Origin of the sequence: Maricaulis virginensis (assembly GCF_027922185.1) — a bacterium.
Classification (GTDB): domain Bacteria; phylum Pseudomonadota; class Alphaproteobacteria; order Caulobacterales; family Maricaulaceae; genus Maricaulis; species Maricaulis virginensis.
Window position 1 is genome coordinate 95,815 of the sequence record NZ_BSFE01000003.1, and the last position, 16,067, is coordinate 111,881.

14 protein-coding genes are annotated in these 16,067 nt (G+C 66.6%); 3 read left to right on the forward strand and 11 right to left on the reverse strand.

From position 1 onward, the window contains the following. Positions 1-6: 6 nt before the first annotated feature. The 5 genes from PKE71_RS06590 to ilvD are packed head-to-tail and all read right to left on the reverse strand — an operon-like array spanning position 7 to position 6,377. Complete coding sequence (locus PKE71_RS06590) at positions 7-1,596, reverse strand: 2-isopropylmalate synthase (protein ID WP_271186153.1); 1,590 nt, start codon at positions 1,594-1,596, stop codon at positions 7-9. Next, positions 1,578-1,877 carry an ACT domain-containing protein gene (locus PKE71_RS06595; protein WP_271186154.1) on the reverse strand — a complete coding sequence of 100 codons (300 nt, stop codon included), beginning with the start codon at positions 1,875-1,877 and terminating at the stop codon, positions 1,578-1,580. The genes PKE71_RS06590 and PKE71_RS06595 overlap by 19 nt, the downstream gene beginning before the upstream one ends. Positions 1,878-1,879: 2 nt before the next feature. Then, the gene (ilvG, locus tag PKE71_RS06600; protein WP_271186155.1) at positions 1,880-3,598 is read right to left on the reverse strand and encodes an acetolactate synthase 2 catalytic subunit; all 1,719 of its coding nucleotides are present in this window, start codon (positions 3,596-3,598) and stop codon (positions 1,880-1,882) included. Between the two features lie 20 nt (positions 3,599-3,618). Beyond that, the gene (gene ilvC / locus PKE71_RS06605) at positions 3,619-4,647 is read right to left on the reverse strand and encodes a ketol-acid reductoisomerase (protein ID WP_271186156.1); all 1,029 of its coding nucleotides are present in this window, start codon (positions 4,645-4,647) and stop codon (positions 3,619-3,621) included. Then, positions 4,644-6,377, reverse strand: coding sequence for a dihydroxy-acid dehydratase (gene ilvD / locus PKE71_RS06610; protein WP_271186157.1), 1,734 nt, complete (start codon positions 6,375-6,377; stop codon positions 4,644-4,646). The genes ilvC and ilvD overlap by 4 nt, the downstream gene beginning before the upstream one ends. A gap of 429 nt (positions 6,378-6,806) precedes the next feature. On the opposite strand from ilvD, the gene PKE71_RS06615 reads away from it, so the two are divergent. The 3 genes from PKE71_RS06615 to PKE71_RS06625 all read left to right on the forward strand — a co-directional run bounded on the left by PKE71_RS06615 (position 6,807) and on the right by PKE71_RS06625 (position 9,995). Further along, positions 6,807-7,181, forward strand: coding sequence for a YbaN family protein (locus PKE71_RS06615; protein ID WP_271186158.1), 375 nt, complete (start codon positions 6,807-6,809; stop codon positions 7,179-7,181). A 574-nt stretch (positions 7,182-7,755) separates the two neighbouring features. Next, a complete protein-coding gene (locus PKE71_RS06620; RefSeq protein WP_271186159.1) occupies positions 7,756-9,096 on the forward strand; it encodes an ammonium transporter family protein in 1,341 nt (446 codons plus the stop codon). A 233-nt stretch (positions 9,097-9,329) separates the two neighbouring features. Beyond that, positions 9,330-9,995 carry a TorF family putative porin gene (locus tag PKE71_RS06625; RefSeq protein WP_271186160.1) on the forward strand — a complete coding sequence of 222 codons (666 nt, stop codon included), beginning with the start codon at positions 9,330-9,332 and terminating at the stop codon, positions 9,993-9,995. Between the two features lie 39 nt (positions 9,996-10,034). Here the strand turns inward: PKE71_RS06625 and PKE71_RS06630 are convergent, their stop codons facing one another. From PKE71_RS06630 to moaA, 6 genes are all read right to left on the reverse strand, one after another. Continuing rightward, the gene (locus PKE71_RS06630; protein WP_271186161.1) at positions 10,035-11,108 is read right to left on the reverse strand and encodes a WD40/YVTN/BNR-like repeat-containing protein; all 1,074 of its coding nucleotides are present in this window, start codon (positions 11,106-11,108) and stop codon (positions 10,035-10,037) included. Then, positions 11,105-13,594 carry a zinc-dependent metalloprotease gene (locus PKE71_RS06635; protein WP_271186162.1) on the reverse strand — a complete coding sequence of 830 codons (2,490 nt, stop codon included), beginning with the start codon at positions 13,592-13,594 and terminating at the stop codon, positions 11,105-11,107. The genes PKE71_RS06630 and PKE71_RS06635 overlap by 4 nt, the downstream gene beginning before the upstream one ends. A 93-nt stretch (positions 13,595-13,687) precedes the next feature. Then, on the reverse strand, positions 13,688-14,173 hold the full coding sequence (gene moaC, locus PKE71_RS06640) for a cyclic pyranopterin monophosphate synthase MoaC (protein ID WP_271186163.1): 486 nt from the start codon (positions 14,171-14,173) through the stop codon (positions 13,688-13,690). Between the two features lie 13 nt (positions 14,174-14,186). Further along, positions 14,187-14,660 carry a molybdenum cofactor biosynthesis protein MoaE gene (locus PKE71_RS06645; protein WP_271186164.1) on the reverse strand — a complete coding sequence of 158 codons (474 nt, stop codon included), beginning with the start codon at positions 14,658-14,660 and terminating at the stop codon, positions 14,187-14,189. 1 nt (position 14,661) lies between these two features. Next, on the reverse strand, positions 14,662-14,913 hold the full coding sequence (locus tag PKE71_RS06650; protein WP_271186165.1) for a MoaD/ThiS family protein: 252 nt from the start codon (positions 14,911-14,913) through the stop codon (positions 14,662-14,664). Between the two features lie 6 nt (positions 14,914-14,919). Then, complete coding sequence (gene moaA, locus PKE71_RS06655; protein WP_271186166.1) at positions 14,920-15,939, reverse strand: GTP 3',8-cyclase MoaA; 1,020 nt, start codon at positions 15,937-15,939, stop codon at positions 14,920-14,922. Positions 15,940-16,067: the final 128 nt, after the last annotated feature.

Genomic DNA, 16,067 nt, shown 5'->3' on the forward strand with positions numbered 1-16,067 from the left:
TCCTGATCAGACGGCGTGTGCCGGTGTGGGTTGGTTGGCCTCGGCCCGGTCGTAGGCTTCGCCGCGATCGAGGGTGAACAGAAGGGCGTCGATGGCCGCGGTTACGATGTCGGGGCCGCGGGCCCGGCCTGAATAGCGCCGGCCGTCGATCTCGACCTCGATATCGGCCACGAATTCGCGGCCCGAACCATTGGCCCGCATACGGGTTTCCAGGCTGATGATATCGACATCGGTACCGGTGATCCGCTGAACGGCCGCGAAGGCCGCCGCGACCGGACCGTCGCCCGAGGCGATGTCGGAGATGCGGCCCCGCACGGGGTGTTCCAGCTCGATACGGGCAAACTGCTTGGGTTTGCGGCCGGCCGTGGTGCGCAGCTCGGTGCGCAGTACCGTCCACTGCGAACCGGAGGCCGAATACCCCTCCATCATCGCGACCAGATCGGCGTCATTGATCTCGCCATGCAGGTCGGCCGCGGCCTTGAACTGCGCGAAGATTTCGTTCAGCCGGTCCGGGTCGGGCTGGTAGCCCAGCTTGGCCAGGCGCTGCGACAGGGCGTGCTTGCCCGAATGCTTGCCCAGCACCAGAGAGGAACCGGGAACGCCGACGCTCTCCGGGGTCATGATCTCGTAGGTGCGCCGGTCGGCGATCATGCCGTGCTGGTGAATGCCGGCTTCGTGGGCAAAGGCATTCTTGCCGACGATGGCCTTGTTCGGTGCCACCGCGGTCCCGGTCATGCGGGACAGGCGCTGGCTGGCGGCCCAGATCTGGGTCGCGTCGGCATGGCTGACAGCGGGGAAGATATCGGCCCGCACCTGCAGCGCCATGACAACCTCTTCCAGCGAGCAATTCCCGGCCCGTTCGCCGATGCCGTTGATGGCGCATTCGACCTGGCGTGCACCGGCTTTCACGGCAGCCAGCGAGTTGGCGACGGCGAGGCCAAGATCGTTGTGGCAGTGGGCCGAGAAGATCACATGGTCCGGCCGTTCCACCTTCTCCACCAGGTCGGCGAAGACGCGATAGATCTCGTCCGGTTCGGAATACCCGACCGTGTCGGGCACGTTCAGCACGTCGGCACCGTTCTGCGCGGCGCAGCTCAGCGCCTCGACCAGGAATTCCGGTTCCGTCCGCAGGGCGTCCTCGGCCGAGAACTCGATCTCGTCGAACCGGCCGGCGGCATGTTTCAGGCAGCGCTCGATGGTCTGGATGACCTCGCGGCGCGACAGGCGCAGCTTGGCTTCACGGTGGATCGGGCTGGTGGCGATGAAGACGTGCAGGCGGCTGCGCTGCGCCGGCTCCAGCGCATAGGCCGCGGCGTCGATATCCTTCTCCGTCGCACGGGCCAGCGAGCAGATCGTCGGCCCCCGGACTTCCCGGGCGATCAGCCGGATGGCTTCGGTGTCGCCCGGCGATGCGGCGGCAAAACCGGCCTCCATCGTGTCGACCCGCAGATTCGCCAGGAGATGCGCCATCTCCAGCTTCTCCGGTGCCGTCATGGAAAAGCCGGGCGCCTGTTCGCCGTCGCGCAGCGTGGTGTCGAAAATGTGCAGCCGTTCCGGCTGGCTGCTGGGTACGGGGCTCAGTTTCGGGGCGGACATGCCTGTCTCCAGTGATATGAGGCGTGAGCCGCTTCGGCGGCCGCAATTTGAGGGGTGAAGACGGCGCGTACATCCATCAGGCGTCCGATCTGGCGGATCAGCACATCCAGCTGGCGCGCCGCGTCGCGCGGCGTGACCTGCAGGGTGATGGTGGACTGGCCTTCACGCGCTTCGCTCTTGTCCAGCGTGCCGATCATATAGCCACGGCGCTCGACAAGTCCGATGAGACGCATCAGGGCGCCTTCGGCTTCGGCAAGTTCGATGATGAGCGTGTTCAGCATGATCAGTCCTCCATCATGTCGGCATTGGATGCGCCCGGCGGCACCAGCGGCCAGACGTTTTCGCGCGGGTCGATCAGCACATGCGCCAGGATCGGGCCGCGCGCGTTCAGCAAGCGGTCAATGGCGCCGGGAACCTCGTCCCGGCTGTGAACCGTGAAGGCTTCGATGCCGAAGGCGTGCGCCACCTCGGCAAAGTCCGGATTGTCGTAGAGATCGATCTCGGAAAAATTCTGGTCGAAGAAGTATTCCTGCCACTGGCGCACCAGGCCCAGCGAGGCATTGTCCAGCAACAGGATGCGGATCGGCACGCTGTAGCGGCGGGCCGTCGCCAGCTCCTGGATATTCATCATGATCGAACCATCGCCCGAGATCGTGACGACCTTGGCGTCGGGGCGTTCCATGGCGGCACCGATGCCGGCGGGCAGTCCGTAACCCATGGCACCCAGACCGGCGGAGGTCAGATGCGATTCCGGACGCGAGAAGCGGCAATGCTGGGCCACCCACATCTGATGCTGGCCGACATCGCAGGCGGCGATGAAATCGTCACCGGCAGCTTCGGACAATTCCTTCAGCATGGCCGGTGCAAACACGCCATTGCCCGGTGCGTCATAGCGGAAGGCATGGCGTGCCTTGCGCTCGCGGCAGGTTTCGCGCCAGGGGTCGATATCCAGATAGCCCGGATCCATGCGCGCCAGCGCATCGGCAATATCGCCGGCGATTGCCGCATCGGCCGCGCGCAGCTTGCCGATCTCGGCAATGTCGGCATCCATGTGGATGATGCGGGCGCCCTTGGCGAAACTGTCCAGCCGGCCGGTGGCCCGGTCGTCGAACCGCGCACCGCAGCACACCAGCAGGTCGCATTCGTCCACGGCGACATTGGCCGCGCGTCCGCCATGCATGCCCAGCATGCCCAGGAAATTCTCGGCGTCGGGATGCGGGCAGCCCAGACCCTTCAGGGTCGCCACGGCGGGGATGCCGGTACGGTCCATGAAATCCCGGACCGCGTCGACGGCGCGGCCCAGGGCGACACCGCCGCCGATATAGAGAACGGGGCGTTGGGATTGAGTCAGCAGGGCCGTCGCCGCAGCCACATCGGCGTCACTGGCACGGGACGGCCCTGCTGCAGGCCGAGGCTCTGGGGGTAAGGTGGGGTACGCCTCGGCTTGTAGGACATCCTTCGGCAGATCGATCAGGACGGGGCCGGGGCGCCCGCCTTCCGCGATCTCGAAGGCTTCGGCGATCATCTCCGGTATCCGCATCGGGTCGCGGATGATGATCGAGTGTTTCACGACCGGCATGGACATGCCGAACACGTCGACTTCCTGGAAGGCGTCCGTACCCATCAGGCCCGACGGGACCTGGCCCGTCAGGATGATCATGGGGACGCTGTCCATGTAGGCATTGGCGATGCCGGTCAGCAGGTTCGTCGCGCCGGGACCGGACGTGGCCAGGCACACACCGGCCTTGCCGGTGATGCGCGCCTGGGCGTCGGCCGCGAACGCGGCTGCCTGTTCATGGCGGACCAGGATGTGCTGCAGGCTCGAGCCGGTCAGGGCGTCGTAGACCGGCATGATCGCCCCGCCCGGATAGCCGAACACGCGCTCGACACCCAGGGCTTCCAGCGTGCGTACGACGGCATGCGCGCCGGTCTGCTTGGCTGTCTTGGGTGCCGGAGCGGTCTTCGCTTCGGTCAGGCTGTCATTGGCGGGCAGGGCGGTCATGATCCTGAGCTTTCCTGTCGTCAGTGCGTGTTGGCGCCGGGCTGCAGCCACGGCATGTCGGCGCGCAGTTCGGCACCGGTTTTCTCGATCGGGTGTTCCAGATCCTTGCGCAGCAGGGCCTGGTATTGCGGCTTTCCGGCCTGGTTCTCGGTGATCCAGTCACGGGCAAACGTGCCGTCCTGGATGTCCTTGAGAACTTCGCGCATGCGGGCCCGGGTCTCGTCATTGATGACGCGCGGGCCCGAGCGCAGATCGCCGTAGATGGCCGTTTCCGAGATGAATTCGTGCATCTTCGCCATGCCGCCCTCGTAGAGCAGGTCGACGATCAGCTTGAGCTCGTGCAGGCATTCGAAATAGGCGACTTCCGGCTGGTAGCCGGCCTCGACCAGTGTCTCGTAGCCGGCCATGACCAGCTCGGTCGTGCCACCGCACAGGACGGCCTGTTCGCCGAACAGGTCGGTCTCGGTCTCTTCGGCAAAGGTCGTCTCGATCACGCCGGCCGTCGCACCGCCGATACAGGCCGTGTAGCTCAGGGCGCGGTTGCGGGCCTTGCCGGTGGCGTCCTGGTTGATGGCGAACAGGCAGGGCACGCCGCGGCCGATCTCGTACTCACGGCGCACCAGATCGCCCGGGCCCTTCGGCGCGACGAGGATGATGTCGGTGGCGGGATCGGGATGAACCCGGCCGAAATGCACCGAGAAACCGTGGGCGAACAGGACGGCATCGCCCTTGTCCAGGTTCGGTGCGACCATCTCGCGGTAGACGGCTTCGTGCGTCATGTCGGGCGTCAGGATGGCGATCACATGGGCGGCCTTGGTGGCCTCTTCCGGCGTTGCCGTCTTCAGCCCGTCAGCCTTGGCCTTCTTCTCGCCGGCTCCGCCGGGACGGACGCCGACGATCACGTCGCAGCCGGAATCCTTCAGGTTCATGGCGTGGGCACGCCCCTGGCTGCCATAGCCGATGACCGCGATCGGCCTGGACTTGAACTCGGTGGTGTCGACTTCGAAGGCGGCGCGCCGGGAAGTCGATTTGGAAGCGGACGCGGTCATGCGGTGATCTCCTGCTTGGATGTCGCGTTGTCGGTGGATTGCGGGGCGGCCGGAGCGTCGGGTCCGGCCGGAATGGTGACGGCGCCGCGTGAGGCCGAGGAGACCAGCGCGGCATATTTGGCGAACACGCCGCCGACGGATTTCGGCTCGGACCGGACCCAGTCCTTGCGGCGCGCGGCCAGATCGGCGTCGACATCGATCCGGCGGCCGCCGACATCGATACGCACGATGTCGCCGTTCTCGATCAGGCCGATCGGTCCGCCGGCGGCAGCTTCCGGGCTGACATGGCCGATCACGAAACCTTTCGAGGCGCCGGAAAAGCGCCCATCCGTGATCAGGGCGACGTCTTCGCTCAGGCCCTGGCCCACCAGGGCCGCCGTGACGCCCAGCATTTCGCGCATGCCGGGGCCGCCCTTGGGGCCTTCATTACGGATGATGATGATATCGCCGGCCTTGACGTTATTGTTCTCGATTTCGGCGAAGGCGGCTTCCTCGCTTTCGAACACGCGCGCCGGGCCTTCCATGGCGGTGCGCGAATGGCCGGAGGTTTTCAGCACGGCGCCTTCAGGGGCCAGCTCGCCATAGAGGATGCGGAAACCGCCATCGGGCTTCACCGGATCCGCGACGGTCTTGATGACGCGCTGGTTTTTCGACTCGACCGCGTCGGCGGCTTCAGCGTGCAGGCTGCGGCCGGTCACGGTTGGCGTGTCGGCCAGCAGGCCGGCTTCAACCAGACGCCGGGCGAACAGGCGTGTGCCGCCGGCCAGGAACATGTGGTGCGCCAGGAAGCGGCCGCCGGGTTTCAGATCGGTGATCACCGGGGCGATGCCGGAGACCTCGTCAAAGATATCGATCGAGAAGGGCTCGCCGGCCTCGGCCGCAATCGCGGCCAAGTGCAGGATGGCATTGGTCGAGCCGCCGCTGGCGGAGGCCGCGATGGCGGCATTGCGCAGCGAGGCCTGGCTGACAAACTGGCGCGGCCGCGTGCCCGATTTGGCCAGCTCGACAACCAGCTTGCCGCAGCGCGCGGCGGCGGCGGGCTTGTCCGGGTGCGGCGCCGGGATGTCGTTGACGCCCATCGGCGACAGGCCCATCACCGACAGGATGGTCGCCATCGTGTTGGCCGTGAACTGGCCGCCACAGGCGCCGGCGCCGGGACAGGCTGCTTTCTCGACGGACTTCAGGCCCTCATCGTCCAGCGTTCCGGCGGCGTGTGCACCGATCGCCTCGAACACGTCCTGGACAGACAGGTCCTTCTCGCCCAGCCGGCCCGGCATGATCGTGCCGCCATAGAGGATGCAGCCGGGCACATCCATGCGCGCCAGCGCCATTGCCGCGGCCGGGATCGTCTTGTCGCAGCCGACCAGGATCACCACACCGTCCAGGCAGTGCCCGCGCACGGCCAGCTCGATCGAGTCGGCGATGGTCTCGCGCGAGATCAGCGAGGCGCGCATGCCTTCGGACCCCATGGAGATGCCATCGGAGACGACGACCGTGTTGAAGTCGACGGGGAAGCCGCCGGCTTCGCTGACGGCCTCGCGCACCGGAATAGCCAGGTCCGCCAGGTGCATGTTGCAGGGCGTCACCGTGGTCCAGGTGTTCACCACGCCGATCATCGGCTTGTCGAAGTCGGCGTCCTGCATGCCGGTCGCGCGCAGCATGGCGCGGGCGGCGGCGCGGGCCGGCCCCTTGGTGATCGCGTCTGACGTTTTTTTCGAACTCTGTGTCATCGAAGCTTTCCGTGCGGCGAAACACGAAAAACCCCGCTCCCAGGTTCCGGGAGCGGGGTTTTTCGTGTCTGCCTTTGCTTTGGTTTTTACCTAGCCGGCAGGCGCGTACGCCACTCCCGTTATGGGGGTGATAATAAGTACGAGTACGAGAAGGAGGAGGCCGAGCGAACCTGCCCGCGCGCCTTCGAAGGCGGCGGCCGGAAGAACCGGCTGGGCAATGGCGTTCATCGACATGACAGGGGCATTCCTGTTTCCTATTGCGCTGCAGCGTGACCGCACTCGATCATGATTGCAACCCCTCAATTGGAAAATTTCTGCATCAAATCGCATATCGGGGTCGGTGTGAGCAAAAAACGGCGAACCGGAGGGTTCCCGCGCAATGGAATTTCAAGGCGCAGAATCGTGCGCTTCACGGTAGGCTGACGCATTATGGTTCGCTTGTTTTGGCTGGCATTGGGAGGTGTGTGCGTCGGACTGGCAATTGCCGGTGCCGCCCTTCCTCTTTTGCCGACCACGCCCTTCCTGCTGCTGGCGGTCTTCGGCTTCGCGCGGAGCTCGCAGCGGCTGCACGACTGGCTGGTCGATCACAGGCATTTTGGCCCGATGATCCGGAACTGGCGCGAGCATGGCGGGATTGACCGCCGCTCCAAACTGCTTTCCGTCGCGGCCATGCTGGTGGCGCTTCTGGTCAGCTGGGCCGTCGGCGTCGGCCCGTATCTGCTGCTCGTCCAGGCGCTGGTTCTGGGTGCATCCGCGACCTTTATCCTCACCCGCCCGGACGGTCCGCGCCATCCGGAAAGCTGATGCGCCATTCATCTTGCTCGAAATCCGGGCAGCCTGTCTCAATTCCGGGCAATGGTGGTGCTGCGGCAAAAAATTGCATGAAACCGGTTGACCGCGCTTCGGGCGAAGGCCGCTGATTTCCCCGCGGCATCCGATCATGTCGCGACTCTGTGGATTGAACTGCTGGCGGCGACGGCCGCCAGCTCTTTTTCGCAGAGCGGGAAAATATCCCGCAGAATGACTATACGGTCAAAAATACGCACGAATAACTCTTCAAATGTCGCCTTGAAGAAAAATGTTGCGGTGCAGCATTCGGTGTCATAGGGTTGTCAAACAACGAGCCGCGATGACGCGGCCATATCACAGAGCGCGTTGATGGGGTCCGTCGCTGCCCGAAGGTAGTGAGGATCAACTTGCCCGGCGAAACAGGCGTTTCGCTATTGCGCGCAATATTCGTGCACAAGTCAGGTCCGAGTCGAACAAGCGGACCGTTCAATCAAGAACGGTTTCACCGCATGCGACCGGTGCGCGAGGCTCACCCGCAGGCGGTTCAAGGGATGGTTGCCAGAGCGGGGGGATCCCAATGATTGGCACAATGAAGACACGAAAGACACTTCTTGGCGGCGCGCTGGTCGCGCTGGCGGCCGGCGCACTTGTCGCCGGCCCGGCCCAGGCCGAGGTGTCCGAAGAAACCGCATTCGTTTTCAACACGCTGCTCTTCCTTATCGGCGGCTTCCTGGTCATGCTGATGGCGGCCGGGTTCGCGATGCTGGAGGTCGGCTTCGTGCGGACCAAGCACGCTGCCGCCATCTGCCTGAAGAATATCGCGCTCTACTCGATCGCGGGCATCATGTTCTATCTGGTCGGCTACCAGATCATGTATGGCGGCGAGACACCCTGGTTCGGCATGCCGGCAGTCTGGGGGCCGTCCGAACTGGCCGGCGACGCCGAAATCTCGCTGGAGACCGGTTATGCGGCAGCGTCCGACTGGTTCTTCCAGATGGTGTTCGTCGCGACCGCGGCCTCGATCGTGTCCGGCACGATCGCGGAGCGCGTCAAGCTCGGTCCCTTCTTCATCTTTGTCGTGGTGCTCACTGCCGTGATCTATCCCGTCCAGGGCTCCTGGGAATGGGGTGCCGGCTGGCTCGACAGCGATTTCGGCTTCTCCGACTTTGCCGGCTCGACGCTGGTTCACTCCACCGGTGGCTGGGCCGCGCTTGCCGGCGCGATCCTGCTGGGGGCCCGTACAGGCCGGTTCGGTCCGAATGCGACACCGATGGTGCCGTCCTCCCTGCCGCTCGCCACGCTGGGGACATTCATCCTCTGGTTCGGCTGGTTCGGCTTCAACGGCGCCTCGCAGCTCGCTATGGGCTCGGCTGCAGATGCGGTCGCCATCTCCCAGATCTTCGCCAATACGAACATGGCGGCCGCGGCCGGTGTCGTGACGGCCTATCTCCTGTCGATGGCGCTCGGCGGCGGCAAGGCCAATCTCGCCTACTGCCTGAACGGCGCGCTGGCCGGCCTGGTCTCGATCACGGCCGAACCCCTGACGCCGACCATCCTCGAAGCGATCGCCATCGGCGCGGTCGGTTCGGTGATCGCGACCTTCGGTGCGAAATTTCTCGAAGCTGTGCGCATCGATGACGTGGTGGGCGCCATTCCGGTCCACCTCTTTGCCGGCATCTGGGGGACGATGGCGGTTCCGCTGACCAATTCCGAAGCCTCCTTCTTCGGCCAGGCGGTCGGCGTCGGTGCCGTCGGTGCCTTTGTCTTCCTGTCCAGCTTCGTGGTCTGGCTGATCCTGAAGATCACGGTGGGTATCCGCCTGTCGCCGGACGCCGAGAATGTCGGCGGCGATCTGTCCGAGCTGGGTCATCCGGCGGGTTCGATCTTCGCCGCAATCGATCCGGGAAAGCCGGCGGCCCCGGCCGAGTAGCGGGGATTCCGGCTGGTGAGGCGACCCGGGCGGTCGCCAAGCCGGCCGGTCTGCCCGGGGCCGAACCGACCGACCCCCAATCCCGAAATGCCGCGGACACCTTCCGGTCCCGACCCGGACCGCCGCGGTCCCTGAAATCCGCGCCAGTCAAGCTGCGCGCACCCGAGACGCTGCGCTCGCGTCCGGCCGATGGCCCGCCGAGCAAGGCCTGACTATCAACGAGGAGTAACGAGATGAAAGCGAAATTCCTGACGGCCGTCCTGGCCCTTTCTGCCCTGACCGGTCCGGTCGCGGCCCAGACCATCGAGGGCAATGTCGCCCTGACGACCAACTATGTCTTCCGCGGCATTTCCCAGACCGGCGACGGTCCGGCAGTCTCCGGCGGCTTCGACGTCGCCGCCGAGAGCGGGCTTTATGCCGGGGTCTGGGGATCCAGTGTCGACTTCTCCGACGACACCACGATGGAGCTGGATCTCTATGGTGGCTATGGCTGGGAAGCTGGCGGCTTCGGCTTCGACATCGGCGGCATCTATTATGCCTATCCCGACAGCCCGGACGGCCAGAATTTCTTCGAGGTCTATGGCGGGGTGAGCCATGCGCTCGGTCCGCTCGAATGGGACGCCAACCTGGCCTACTCGCCGGAATTCTACGGTGAGATCGGTCCGGGCTGGTATGTATCGACGGGTCTCGCCCTGCCGATCAACGAAACTGTCTCGATCGATGCCCGCGTCGGCGCCAGCCGGTTCGACGACCTTTCCTCGGCCGACTATGAGGACTACCAGCTGGGTATCTCTGGCACGGTGTTCGAGAATATCGGCTGGGATATCCGCTATTTCAGCGCGTCCGATGGCGGTGATGACGGCGTCTTTGCCACCATCTCGCAATCCTTCGGCGGATAATGCGGACGGCGGGCAGGACTGTCCTGCCCGCCATTCCTGTCAGTCCGTCCGGTCCGGCGCGGTTTCCAGTTCGATCCGTGTGATCCGTCCTTCGGAACCCACCGCCCAGCCGGCGGTGCCGTCCGGAGCAAAGGCAATCGCGTGATGGCCGTCCAGCGCATCCCAGGACACCCAGATCTCGCCGCTGTTGCGGGAAATATCCGTGCCATTGGGGCCGGTTGCGATAAGGGTGTCCGGATGGCCCGGCAGGTGGGTGACGGCCGAGCGGTAGCCGAGCGGGGGCTCCAGGGCGCCGTCCCAGCTGTTGCCGCCATCGTCGGACCAGGCGAAATTGCCGGTCCGGTCGTCCTCAGCCGAAAAATCGCCACCGACGATGACGATCCGCTCACCGGTCGCGTCAATCGAGAAGACGCCGGCGCTGGACCGGCCGGCCGCGAGGGGCGTATCGGCGACGCTCCAGCTTTCCCCGAAATCGCAGCTGCGCAGCATACGCGCGGTCGCAGCGCCGCCTGTCCCGATGAAGGCGCAGCCAGACGCGGTCAGGGCCATGGCGCTGTCGGACGCGGCAAAGCCGGCTTCTCCCTCCAGCGCTTCCGGCGCGTCCTCGACGGCCCGCCAGGTCTCGCCGCCATCGCCGGTCAGCAGGATGAGGAAACGCCCGTCGACCGGGTCGGAAAAGGCGATCCCGTAGAGGTCGTTCCAGAAGTCCAGCCCGTCGAAAAAGGCCTCACCGGTCGGGTCTTCCCAGACCGTCTCGAAACTCGCGCCACCATCCTCGGTCAGATAGAGCCGTGCGGGCTGTCCGGCCGTGAAGAACAGGGCCCGGTCGGCGCTAAAGGCATGGACCGAGCGCAGGTCGAGCCCCTCGGCACCGGGAATCCGGGTCAGCGTCCAGTTCGTACCGCCATCGGCCGTGCGCAGGACCTGCCCGTCGGGGGCGCCGATCCAGGCGATCTGCGCATCGACCACTGAAAGGCCGCGCAGGCTGGCACCGGTCCCGCTGTGCTGGGCAATCACCTGCGCATCCAGGCGTGCCGGCGGCGTGGCGCCGGGCGAGCAGGCTGCCGCCGATACGAGCGCGGTCGCGGCGAGAAGGGGGGCGAGCGGTTTCACTCGCCCAGTCCCAGCAGCGCAGCGCTGTCACAATGCCAGCATGTGTCGGCACCGATCGGGCTGCCCGGCGGGATATCCGTATCGCTCAGGCTGGGCGTCTCTCCACGGTCGAACCGGTCCAGCCCCGCCTCGATCGCGCGGGCCAGCCACAGGCGGTGCGCCGCGTCGGCGCCGCTGTCGCGCCGGCCGGGGGCCTCGGCCGCCAGGGCTTCCAGGCGCTGGCGGGCCAGTGCAGCAACAGCCGGCGAGCCCTGGGCGACCAGGTCGAGCAGCTGGTCGGCATACTCGGTCTGGATCGCGAAACGGACCGGCTGCAGGCGGGCGGCCTCTCCGCGCGGGGTCTGCATGAGCTGCGTTTCGATCCGGTCGAGGAGTTCTTCCGGCGACATCTGGCTGTTGTCGCGCGCGTGCTGATCGGCAAGGCGGGCCATGCGTCCCGGTGCCAGCATGGCATCGAGGGTGATCCGTGCGGCGGCGCCGGCGGCAGCCGTGCGGCTGAAGGCGGGATAGGCCGGGCTGTCGAACAGTTCGCGCGTTGCGGCGGCGTCATAGTCGGCGAAAGGTGACGGGGCCATCAGTGCCAGGACGCGGTCGGAGATGTCCAGCGTTTGCGGGTCGAGAGTTGCCAGAAGCGCGTGCAGCGCGCGGCGCTGGTCGGCGGCTGCGACCGGGCGCAGCCCGTTCTGGCTGCCCCTGTTGAGCTCATAGTCGAACACCACGCCGCCGATCGCCTTGGCGGCGGCCTCGGCCTGGTAGCGGTGGTAGAGATAGATCGGCGAGAACACGTCGCGCAGCGAGCTGGCGGGCAGGCCTCCGGCGAGCACGTGCGGCCCGAAAGCCTCGAGCGCGGCTGCGCGGACGGCGAGCGTCTCCGTCAGGCTGTCCGCCGCGTCGGCGCCATTGTCCCAGAGATTGGCCTGGGGATGGGCGCTGTCATTGCCGCGGGCATGCCGGTCGGTGATGTAGAGCAGGCCGTCGGCGCGGGCTTCGGTGAGGATGCGGTCCAGCGCGGCCGCTTCGGTATCGCCCTCGCCGAACTCGCCATAGAGCCAGGTGATCGCCACCTTGTCCCATTCGCCGATGCCGGTGTCGTAAGCGCGCGAGGTGTCGATCTCGCCCGCATTGTCCAGCGTCACGAGCGGGGCGGGGTAGTCCATCACCGAGGCCCGGTCAGAGACCGAGGCCGCGAAGTTGTGAGCAAGGCCGATCGTGTGGCCGACCTCGTGCGCGGAGAGCTGGCGGATACGGGCCAGGGCCAGTTCCAGCGGATCGTCCGCCGCGCCGGAGCCGGTGCCGTCGGCGCCAAGCAGGCCTTCGAAAATCATCCGGTCCTGCCGCACGCGCTGGCTGCCCAGGATGACATGTCCCTTGATGATCTCGCCGGTGCGCGGATCGACAACCGATGCACCATAGGACCAGCCGCGGGTCTGGCGGTGCACCCACTGGATGATGTTGTAGCGGATATCCAGCGGGTGGGCGTCTTCGGGCAGAAGCTCGACCCGGAAGGCGTCTTCATAGCCGGCCGCCTCGAAGGCCTCAGCCCACCAGGACGCGCCTTCGATCAGGGCGTCGCGGATCAGGGGCGGTGTGCCGCGGTCGAGATAGTAGACGATGGGCTCGACCACGGGGCCGCTTTCGGCCGTCGGGTCGATGCGCTCCAGCCGGTGCCGGATGGCGTAGGAGCGGCGGACCGGCTCGTCGAGCGGTGCAGCCATGTCGTAGAAATCGAGCGTGATCGCGCCTGAGCGGTCGTCCGCCTCCCGGATGGACTGGCCGGCCTCGGGCAGGGCCGAGAAGGAGTGGTGCACGGTCAGCGTCACCGAACGCGGATCGGGTGTGACGGCGCGGACTTCCGACCCTGGATCGCCGCCGGACAGGGTCAGGAGGGCGTCGATCTCGACATTCAGCGGAAAGGCGAGCGCCTGGTCAGTCAGCGGCGCGCTGCGGTCGCTGTCGATGGAGAAATTGCCCTGGCCGGAATCGGAGAGCTGGCCGGCCGTGCCGACCGGGTCGCGGGTCAGGAAGCCGGAGAGGTCGATCAGCACGCGCTCGCCATCCTCGGCGACGATGTCGGTGCTCCAGATGACCGAGCGGGCGAAGGATTGCCGGGTCGCGCGGGCTTCGTCGGGGCCGGCGCCCAGCGTGCGGTAGCCGGTATTCTCGAACTCGGCGAAGACGCGGTCATTGACGCGGAAGAAGCGCAGGATCTGCGACGATGTGCCCAGCCCTCGGTCGAGACCGACCGGATTGGAACCCAGACCGGATGTCAGGCGGGCGGTGTAGATCATGCGGCCCAGGGAACCGTCGTCCTGCTCGGAGAACTCGGCGAGGATGCGGCCGTCGCCGGTGTCGACATGCAGCGGGAAGAAGCCGTCGCGGCGCTCAAGCCCGTCGGTTTCCTCGGACCAGTCCTGGGCGAGGGCGGCCGGGGCCATGGCGAAGGCGAGCGCGCAGCTAGCGGCGCGCCAAAGGCTAACGGTTTTCATGATCTTGAAGTCTCCTGATCCCCTGTTCGGCGCTCACGCTAGCGACTGGCCGGACGCCTGTCACCATGGGCGCGCGCCGGGATCCGGCACGGATCAGCCTGTTGTGCCGCGGACATAGTCGCCGGACTTGCCGCCGCGCTTTTCCTCCAGCTGGACGTCGGTGATGCGGATCGCCTTGTCCAGCGCCTTGGCCATGTCATAGAGCGTCAATGCCGCCACGGAGGCGGCTGTCAGCGCTTCCATCTCGACGCCGGTCTTGCCGTCGGTCGCGACTTCGGCCCGCACCAGAAAGGCCTGCGCGGTTTCGTCAGGCTCGATGGCGACGCGGGCGCGGGTGAGCGGCAGCGGGTGGCAGAGCGGGATCAGGTCGGCGGTCCGCTTTGACGCCATGATACCGGCGAGTTCCGCGGTCCGGATCGCATCGCCCTTGGGGCCGGCCCCGTCGCGGATCGCCGTGAAGGCTGCCTGGTTCATGAAAACCCGGGCCGAGGCGATGGCGAGCCGGGTCGAGACGGGCTTGTTGCCGACATCGACCATGCGCACGCGTCCGTCCTTGTCCTGATGGGTGAGTCCGCTCATCGCGCCCGAGCTCCTATGCGTCTTCGCTGGCCATCTGGTCGAGCCAGAAATCGGCCGCCTGGCGATCGGTATCCGCAGCATCGACCCAGTGGCTGCCGCGGGCTGTGTGCACGCGTTTCCAGAAGGGCGCCTCGGTCTTGAGAAGGTCGATCATATAGCCGACCGCGTCGAGGGCGGCCCGGCGATGGGGGGCGGTGGCGCCGACGAAGACGATGGGCTCGCCCGGCGTCATGCGGCCGACCCGGTGGTGGATCACGGCCCGGTCCAGCTGCCAGCGCTGCGCGGCGGTCCGGGCGATCCGGGCGAGCGCCTGATCGGTGACGCCGGGATAATGTTCCAGTTCAAGCGCGGTCAGCCCGTCTTCCTGGCGCACCTGGCCGAGAAAGCTGGCGACACCGCCGGCCGAGAGATCGGCACCGGCCAGGCTTGCCAGCTCCGCGGCCGGATCGAGGGTGGTGTCGATGATCCCGGTGTCGATGCGCGCCATCTCAGCCTCCCGTGAAGGGCGGGCAGAAGGCCAGTATGTCGCCGTCGGCCAGTGCGGCCGGACGCGGCACGATGGCGTCATTCAGGATCAGCCTGACGGAGGGGTGTGCCAGGGCTTCGGCGGCGGCATCGGTCTCGCGCAGGCGGGCGATCACGGCCTCGCTGTCGGCGGCGCCCTCCGGCAGGTCGAGCGTCTCGCCGGGGCGGCCCATCCGGTCGCGCAGGGCGGCGACATATCTGACGGTAATCTGCATGCGCGGTCAGCCTCCGGTGCGGGCCATGTTGCGAGTGACCGCCGGCGCGCCGCCGCGGGCGATCGAGAAATCATGCGCCTCCGGCTTGATCGCCATCGCCGTGTCGATCAGCCGGTCAACCGCACCGGGGCCGCCGGTGCGCAGGGCGCCACGCAGGTCGAGATCGTCATCATGACCCAGGCAGGTGTGCAGCGTGCCGGTACAGGTCATGCGGATGCGGTTGCAGCCGGCGCAGAAATTCGCGGTCAGCGGCGTGATGAAGCCGACCCGCCCGCCGGTCTCGCCAATGCGCACATAGCGCGCCGGACCGCCTGTGCTGTCGGGCAGATCGGTCAGCGTCCAGCGCTGTTCCAGACGGTCGCGGATCGCGGTGAGGGGTAGGAATTGGTCGGCCCGGTCCGATCCCACATCGCCGACCGGCATGACCTCGATCAGGGTGAGGTCGAAACCCTGCTCATGGGCCCATTCGATCATCGCCGGGATTTCGTCCTCGTTTTCATTCCTGAGGGCGACCGTGTTGATCTTGATGCCGATTCCGGCGCGCCGTGCGGCCTCGATCCCCCTGAGTGTACAGGCGATGTCGCCGCCGCGGGTGAGGCGCGCGAACCTGTCACCTTGCAGTGTATCAAGTGATACATTGATGCGACACAGGTGCGACATAGCGAGCGCATTGGCGTGACGTTCCAGTTGCGTTGCGTTCGTTGTCAGGGTGAGCTCGTCGAGCCCGCTGCCGACATGCCGGCCGAGATTTTCGATCAGCCGGACGACATCGCGCCGGACGAGAGGCTCGCCGCCGGTGATGCGGATTTTCCGGATGCCGCGGCGGATGAAGGTTTCCGCGACGGTGGTGAGCTCTTCCAGCGTCAGAAGTTCGGATTTGGGCAGAAAGTCCGGCCGTTCCGCCATGCAGTAGACGCAACGCAGGTCGCAGCGGTCGGTCACCGACAGGCGCAGATACTCGATCCGGCGGCCGAAGCGGTCGGTCAGCGCCTCGCTGGCGGGGATAAAGGCGGGGGTGCGGTCCAAATCCTGTGTCTTTCGCCCTGTATTGAGTGTCCGGTCCTGACCCTATCGGGTGCGCCGGCGATTGACGACCGGCCTCACGCCGTCCTCCGGCAAGTGTGATCGCGCTGAAGGATTTTCCGGCGCGCACC